The following is a 7,534-nucleotide window of genomic DNA, read 5'->3' as shown; positions in this document are numbered from 1 at the left end:
CGTCCGGTGAGTGCACACGAGCGCTTCCCGGCCAGGGCCGACAGATCCCGTTGAGGACCTCGAGGTCAGTCAGTCGCTGGGTCAGACCCTGTCGGGAAGCGCTCATCTACATCATCACTGTCAGTCGCGGGGGATGGCCTCGATGGTCGTCATGTGGGCGTCACCCCACTCCCCCAGCGGGACGAGCGCGGCGACCAGCGACTTCCCCAGCTCCGTCAGCGAGTACTCCACCTTGGGCGGCACCTGGTGATACATCTCCCGGCGCACCAGCCCGGCCTTCTCCAGGTCGCGGAGCTGGACGGCCAGGATCCGCTCGCTGACGCCCGGCACCTCGCGCCGCAACTGCCCGAACCGCAGCGTGCCGGGCTCGTACAGGGCCCAGAGGATCAGCACCTTCCACTTGCCGCCCACGACATCGATGGCGGCGTCGAGCCCGCAGGTGTAGCGCGTCTTCTTCACTTACAAAATAGTAGGTACTTGTTGATTTGTCGGCAACTGGGCAGCATGGCCGGCATGACACCAGTGACGATCATCGGATTGGGCGCCATCGGCACCGCCGTGGCGAAGGCATACCTTGAGGCGGGACACCCGACGACCGTGTGGAACCGCACTCCGGCCAGGGCCGCGGCCCTGGAGGAGCTGGGCGCGGTGCGCGCCGCGACCGTCCAGGAGGCGGTCGCCGCGAACACCTTGATCATCACCGCTTTCACCGGTTTCGAGGCCGCGCGGGAGGCGCTGGAACCGGCGGCGGCGGAGCTGGCCGGGCGCACGCTGGTCACGTTGAACTCCGGCAGCCCGGCCGGGGCCAGGGAGACCGCGGCCTGGGCGGCCGAGCACGGCGTGGACCTCCTGGCCGGGGCGATCAAGAACGTGCCCTCGGCGGTCGGCCTGCCGGACACCTTGCTGTATTACGGAGGCGCCAAGACCGTTTTCGACCGCCATGAGGCGACATTGCGGGTCATGGGCGGTGACACCGTCCACCTCGGCGAGGAGCCCGACCTGGCCGCGGTGTACGAACTGGCCGTCGGCGGCATGCTGCTGCCCGCGCTGCTCGGCTTCTTCCAGGGCGCGGCCCTGGTGACCTCGCGCGGGCTGGAGGCGAGCACGATGGTGCGCTTCAGCCAGAAGTGGCTGGAGATGATCGTCCACCTGCTGCCGTCGCTGGCCGAGACCATCGACACCCGCGACTACGACAACCCCGAGTCCGCGCTCGGCCTCTTCCACGAGGGCATCGCCTACGACCACGAGCTGGGCAGAGAGGGCGGCATCGACGTGTCCTGGCAGGAGCCCATGCACGACCTGCTGCGCCGGGCGGTCGCGGAGGGCCGCGCCGACCAGAGCATCGCCGCCCTGATCGAACTGCTCAGAAAGCCGTAGCCCCCGACGACGGCGGGTACGAAACGGGCGGGAGGGCGGACATGGATTTTCATCAGGCCAAAGCGCTCGCCGAACGTCATCTCGCCCGTTTCTCAACAGCGGAAGACCCGTTGGCCCTGTACGAAAGCGAAGACGAATCCGCGGACGATCGAGGATGGTGTTTCGTTTTCGCCTGGAATACGGTCCGATACCTGCGCAGCCGCGATTTATCCGACGTCCACGGCCCCGGCTACGGCCCCATCGTGGTGGTGAAAGCCAGCGGGGACACGTGGATGCTGGGCGGGTACGCGCCGGAGGACGAACAGCTCACCGCCTACGCGAAGGAGCACGCCACGGCGACCGACGGCGACCCGTGACCAGGCGGCGGGGCTTTCAATCAAAGACGCTGAACGTGGCCTCCGGGCGGTCGCGCTTGGTGTACAGGTCCCAGGCGGCGTCGGCGATCGCGTCCGGGTCGAGGGTGCGGACGGGCACGTCGCCGAAGCGTTCGGGCTGGGACGTCACCAGCCGGTGGATGTCGCCGCGCTCGATCAGCCCGCCGATGACCAGGTTCCCGGCGTACACGCCCTGCTCGGCCAGGGCCGCGTGGAGAGTGAGCGCGTAGTTGCGCAGCGCCGCGGAGAAGAGGGCCAGGTCGCCGAGCGCGGGCATCGGCAGGACGGCGCTCAGCCCGCCGGCGAACAGCAGCCCGCCCTCGCCCCGTTCCACCATGCCCGGCAGGACGCGGCCGACCAGGTCGATGGCCGGGTACAGCATGGCCATCGCGGCGCGGGCGGCCTCCGGGGTGGTCTCGGTGATCGAGTGGCGAGGGGCGTCCAGGTCGGTGGCGCCGGGGCCGTAGTAGAGCAGGCCGATCGGGCCGGAGCGGGTGGTGATCTCGTCGAGCACGGCGGTCATCCGGTCGTGGTCGCGGACGTCAGCGGCGTGGGCGGTGGCCTCGATCCCGGCTTCGGCCAGGGCGTTCACGTAGGCGGCGTGCCGGTCCGGGGTTCTGGAGACCAGCGCCACGGCGTATCCCTCACGGCCGAACCGGTGCGCCATGGACATGCCGAGCCCCGGCCCGGCGCCGATGACGACGGCCGTCCTACGCGCTGCTGCTGCTCCTGCTGCGGACATGGCGGTGCCTCCAAAGGCTAAGTTGAGGGTTACCTCAAGTTGTGTCCGTGACGGTAGCACGAACTTGAGGAGTCCCTCAACATAAGCGACCGGCCTCAGGCCGCCTCGACCGCGTCGTACTCGACCAGCAGGTGGCGCGGCCCGCGCAGGACGGGGCTGGGCCGGTACGGCGGCGGATCCTCGACCAGCCGCGGCCCGCGCAGCCTGCGGACCAGCTCCCCCAGCACGATCTGCGCCTCCAGCCGGGCCAGCGGCGCGCCGAAGCAGTAGTGCACGCCGCCGCCGAACCCCAGGTGCTCGTTGCGTGCCCGGCAGGGGTCGAACCGGTCGGGATCGGTCACGTGGGACGGGTCGCGGCTGCCCGCCGCCAGCGCGAGCACGATGGGCGACCCGGCCGGGATGGTGGTGCCCGCGACCTCGACGTCGTCCAGCGCGATCCGCGAGGACACCATCTGCACCGGCGGCTCGTACCGCAGCAGCTCTTCGACGGCCGGGACGATGAGCCCCGGCTCGGCGCGCACGCGTTCGAGCAGGTCGGGATGGCGCAGCAGGGTGAGCATGCCGTTGGCGATGAGGTTGATCGTGGTCTCGTGCCCGGCGATCAGCAGCAGCACGGACGTGGCCACGACCTGCTGCGGCGTCATGCCGCCCTCCGGCCCGTGGTAGGTGACGAGCCCGGACAGCAGGTCCTGCCCCGGCTCGCTGCGGCGGGAGTCGGCGAGCCCGGCGAGGTAACGGTCCAGTTCCTGCCCCACGGCCTGGCGTTCCCGCTCCCGCTCGGCGCGGTCCTCCTCGCCCGGCCCCAGCGTCTCGACGATCTGGTCGGCCCAGGCGTGGAAGCGCGACTCGTCCTCCTCGGGCACGCCGAGCAGCCGGCAGATCACGGCGACGGGCAGCGGGTAGGCGACCTCGTCCACGATGTCGGCCCGGCGTTTGCCGGCGAGGTCGTCGATCAGCCTGGTGGTGATGTCCAGCATGGCCGGACGCAGGCCGTCGACGGTGCCCGGCGAGTGCGGCGGCCCGAAGTGGCGCATGGTCAGGCGGCGCAGCCGGTCGTGCTCGGGCGGGTCGAGGCTGATGAACGGCGGTTCCTGGTCCGGCGACTCCGTGCCACCGCCGTCCAGGTTGCGGCGGTCGGAGCTGATGCGCGGGTCGTGCAGCAGCGCGACGATCTCGCGGTAGGTGCTGACGACGTACGTGCCGTCCGGGCGGCGGGTCACCGGGGTCTCGCGCAGTTGCCCGAACAGCGGGTACGGGTCGGCGCGGCCGGCCGGATCGAGGATCCGCTGGAGGACGTCGGGCGGCGAGGTCATCATGTCCACTCCTGTCTGTTCGCGATGGTCAGGTCAGGGGTGCGTGGCGGAGTGTGGCGCGGCGTTCCGCCGGGTCGTGACCGGTCACGACGACGGTGGCGCCGCCCGTCGCGGCCAGCCGGTCCGGCACCCGCGCGGGCACCGGCGCCGCGCTCTCGCGCCGGTCCACGTGCCGGAACTCGGGCGGGAACGGCGCGGCCCGCTCGATCAGCCCCTGGTAGAACTCCAGCCACAGCCCCTGGTCGAAGGTGACGGCGGCGGTGACGCGCCCCTGGTAGCCGTAGACGGCGACGAACCGGCGCTCGGCCACCGAGCCCTGGGTGACGACGATCTCGTCGGCGAACGTGGGCACCCCCACCGACTTGATGTTGACCCCGAACTGGCTGGACCAGAACACCGGCACCGCCAGGTGCGGCCAGCGGTGCGCATGGTCGCTGACCATGTTGTGCGCGGCGATCTCGGCCTGGGTGACCGCGTTGCCCCAGTGTTCCAGCGACATGAACTGGTAGTCGTACAGCGGGTGCGGGAACCGGGCGATGTCACCGGCGACGAAGACGTCGTCGGTGACCAGGCCGTTGGTGTCGACGGCACGGCAGCCCGCGTCGCAGGCCACGCCCCACACATCGGCGGCCAGCCCGGAGTCGCGCAGCCATTCGACGTTGCGCACCGAGCCGAGCGCGACGACGGCCACCTCGGCCTCGACCGTGGAGCCGTCGGACAGGCGGGCGCCGCGCAGCCGTCCGTCGGCGTCGCCGTCCAGGGCGGTGACCGTGGTGTCGAGGCGCAGGTCCACGCCGTGCGCGCGCATCAGCTCGGCCGCGACGTCGCCGATCACGCCGCCGAGCGCGTTGACGAGCGGCGCCGGGCCGCGTTCGACGACGGTCACCGGCAGGTCCAGCTCGCGGCAGACCGAGGCGATCTCGCTGCCGGTGAACCCGGCGCCGAGGATGAGCACCCGCTTCGGGCGGGCGGCCAGCGCCTCACGCAGCCTGGCGCCGTCCTCCAGGGTGCGCAGCGTGTGGACGCCGCGCAGCGCCGCCTCCGCCGGGTTCGGCCAGGGCCTGGCTCGGGTGCCGGTGGCCAGCAGGACCCGGTCGTAGCCGATCTCGCGGCCGTCGGCCAGCCGCACCTTCTTGCCCGCCAGGTCCAGCCCGGTGGCCTCGGTCCCCCACAGCCACTCGGCCTCGATCTCGCGCAGCTCGGGCAGCATGGTGTGATCGGCCGCCACCTGCCCGGTGAGCACCTGCTTCGACAGCGGCGGCCGGTCGTAGGGCTCGTAGCGCTCGCCGCCGATCACCGTCAGCGACCCGGTGAACCCCTCGCGCCTGAGCACCCCGGCGGCGCGTCCGCCGGCCAGCGAGCCGCCGACGATGACGATGCGCCCGTCGGTCCTGCCGCCGGCCGGTGGTCCGGGCTGGCGCGGGACGAACCTGGTCTCCGTCCAGTCGAGGTGGATGGCCTGGACGGGGCAGGCCGCGGCGGCCCGCAGCACGTGGTCGCGCTGCTCGTCGCGCGGGTCCAGGTCGTACAGGAGCGATTCCTCGCGCATGGTGAACACCTCGGGCGCGAGGAAGGCGCACTGGCCGTAGCCCTGGCAGCGCGTCAGATCGACGACGACTTTCACTGGTCACTCCCCCGTCGAGCACGCGCGCCCGCCCGTCGGCGGCGGGCCCGAGGTCGGCTTACCCGCGCACCGGCCCCGGCTAGCCGACAACACGTGATCGTTCCGTTGTTTTTGCAGCTCAGGGGGCCGGGCGCGAACACCGGACGGCGGGATTTGACGTCGCGGGGTGCGCTCCGGTTATCTGCTGCGGTGCCCGACCTCCGCTTCAGCCGGCCCGACGACGACAGCGCGTTCGAGGACTGGCGACACGTCCACAACACGATCATCCCCACCCATCTCCTGTCGCTCGACGACGTGCGTGAGCGCGCCGGGCGGCACCACCTGGAGGTGGCCTACCTCGGTGACGTGCTCGTCGGGTGCAGCACCGTCCGTCCGCCGGAGGAGGGCACGGCGACGACCACGGTGATCGCGCGGGTGCTCGCCGCCCATCGGGGGCGGGGGTTCGGCGAGCTGATCTACGCGCGCGGGCTGGAGCGGGCGCGGGAGCTCGGCGCCGAAGTGATCGAGACCGTCGTGCTGTCGTCCAACGAGGACGGGCTGCGGTTCGCGCTCAAGCACGGGTTCGCCGAGATCGAGCGTTACCTGCTGCCCGGTGACACCATCCCCTGGGTCGACCTGCGTCTCACCTGAGCACGTTCGGCTCGGGTGCAGTCAGCTCGGGTGCAGTCAGCTCGCCCGCGGCCGGGTCGAGCGCGGTGTCGTCAGGAGGATCATGGCCAGGCCGGCCGCCACCAGCACGGCCGCGGCCCCGAACGCGACCTGGGTTCCGCGTGCCACCTGGGCGGGATCGGCCGCGGCCAGCTCGCCCGTGCCGGCCGCGAAGGCGAAGACCGCGCCCATGACCGAGGCCCCGGTCATGAGTCCGAGGTTCCTGGACAGGTTGAGCAGGCCCGACACCACGCCGCGCCGGTCGGCGGGCACGTCCTTCATCACGGCGGTGTTGTTGGCCGCCTGGAACAGCGCGTAACCGGCGGTGGTGACGACCAGCGGCAGGACGTACCCGGCGACGCCCGCCGCGACGGGCGTCAGCGCGAGCGCCACCGAACCGCCGATGACGCCGCAGAGCCCGGTCACCGTCATGGCCCGCGCGCCGAACCGGTCGGCGGCGCGGCCCGCGGGGACGCCGGCCAGCGCCGAGACCGCCGGGCCCGCCGACATCACCAGCCCGACCAGGGCCGGGGCCAGTCCGAGCGCCCCGGCCAGGTGGAACGGCCCGACCACGAGCGTGGTCATCATGACGGTCGAGACCAGCGCGTTCGCCGTCAGCCCGGCGGCCAGTCCGGGATCGCCCAGCATCGAGAGCTTGACCAGCGGCGACGACACCCGGCGCTCGATCACCACGAACGCGGCCAGTCCCGCTGCGGCGACCACGAGCAGCCCGGCGGTCAGGGGGCCGAACGCGTTCCCTTCGGCGGTCACGGCCAGCGCGTACGCGCCCAGGGTGACCGCCAGCGTCACGGCCCCCGCCAGGTCGAACCGCCGGGGTCTCGCATCACGAGCCGGCACGGAACCGGACGCGGGCGCGGGGCCGGGCGCGGGGCCGGGCAGCGTTCGGGAGGTGAGCGTGAGTGCGAGCAGCCCGAGCGGGACGCCCACCAGGAAGATCGCCCGCCAGCCGAAGACCGCGATCAGCCCGCCGCCGAGCGACGGCCCGAGCGCCGTGCCCACCGCGGACGTGGTGCCGAGCAGGCCCATGACGCGTCCGGTGCGTTCCTTGGGCACGGTCTCGCCGACGAAGGCCATGGTCAGCGCCATCATGCAGGCGGCCCCGGCGCCCTGCAGCGCCCGGGCGGCGATCAGCAGCGGCAGGTTCGGGGCGAGCGCGCACAGCAGCGTCGCGACGGTGAACACGGCGATGCCGCCGAGCAGGAGCCGACGCCGTCCCGCCAGGTCACCGAGCCGGCCGGCGCCGACGATCAGGGTCGTGACGGCCAGGAGGTAGGCGATCACCACCCACTGGATCTCGTTGAAGGCCGCGCCGAAGGTCACGGCCATGGCGGGCAGGCCGACGTTGGCGATGCTGACGCTCAGCGACGGCAGCAGCATGGACAGGGAGAGCGCGGTGAGCGTCCAGGCCAGGGGCGGCCGCCGCGCGGGCGGGGTC

Annotated in this window: 8 protein-coding genes; 3 read left to right on the top strand and 5 right to left on the bottom strand. The window is 72.3% G+C overall.

From position 1 onward, the window contains the following. Nucleotides 1–120 precede the first annotated feature (120 nt). Nucleotides 121–459: a winged helix-turn-helix transcriptional regulator gene (locus HII36_RS51620; RefSeq protein ID WP_173530750.1), complete on the bottom strand. Its 339-nt coding sequence runs from the start codon at nt 457–459 to the stop codon at nt 121–123. Between the two features lie 54 nt (nt 460–513). Between HII36_RS51620 and HII36_RS51615 the strand changes: the two genes are divergently transcribed. Further along, a complete protein-coding gene (locus HII36_RS51615; protein ID WP_236005004.1) occupies nt 514–1,377 on the top strand; it encodes an NAD(P)-dependent oxidoreductase in 864 nt (287 codons plus the stop codon). A 41-nt stretch (nt 1,378–1,418) separates the two neighbouring features. Continuing rightward, nucleotides 1,419–1,733 carry a YrhB domain-containing protein gene (locus HII36_RS51610; protein WP_173530748.1) on the top strand — a complete coding sequence of 105 codons (315 nt, stop codon included), beginning with the start codon at nt 1,419–1,421 and terminating at the stop codon, nt 1,731–1,733. Between the two features lie 16 nt (nt 1,734–1,749). On the opposite strand, the gene HII36_RS51605 is transcribed toward HII36_RS51610, so the two are convergent. The 3 genes from HII36_RS51605 to HII36_RS51595 form a co-directional block, all read right to left on the bottom strand. Beyond that, nucleotides 1,750–2,493, bottom strand: coding sequence for an SDR family NAD(P)-dependent oxidoreductase (locus tag HII36_RS51605; RefSeq protein ID WP_173530747.1), 744 nt, complete (start codon nt 2,491–2,493; stop codon nt 1,750–1,752). 95 nt (nt 2,494–2,588) lie between these two features. Beyond that, nucleotides 2,589–3,809, bottom strand: coding sequence for a cytochrome P450 (locus HII36_RS51600; protein WP_236005002.1), 1,221 nt, complete (start codon nt 3,807–3,809; stop codon nt 2,589–2,591). Nucleotides 3,810–3,834: 25 nt separating this feature from the next. Then, a complete protein-coding gene (locus HII36_RS51595) occupies nt 3,835–5,430 on the bottom strand; it encodes an FAD-dependent oxidoreductase (protein ID WP_173530746.1) in 1,596 nt (531 codons plus the stop codon). 189 nt (nt 5,431–5,619) lie between these two features. Here HII36_RS51595 and HII36_RS51590 point away from each other — a divergent pair, with 189 nt between their 5' ends. Beyond that, the gene (locus tag HII36_RS51590) at nt 5,620–6,060 is read left to right on the top strand and encodes a GNAT family N-acetyltransferase (protein WP_173530745.1); all 441 of its coding nucleotides are present in this window, start codon (nt 5,620–5,622) and stop codon (nt 6,058–6,060) included. 36 nt (nt 6,061–6,096) lie between these two features. Here the strand turns inward: HII36_RS51590 and HII36_RS51585 are convergent. After that, nucleotides 6,097–7,534, bottom strand: a 1,438-nt coding sequence (locus HII36_RS51585) for an MFS transporter (RefSeq protein WP_217371020.1), incomplete at its 5' end; no start/stop codon positions are given.

Origin of the sequence: Nonomuraea antri (genome assembly GCF_013283785.1) — a bacterium.
Lineage (GTDB): Bacteria > Actinomycetota > Actinomycetes > Streptosporangiales > Streptosporangiaceae > Nonomuraea > Nonomuraea antri.
This window is presented reverse-complemented; position numbering and strand designations above follow the sequence as displayed.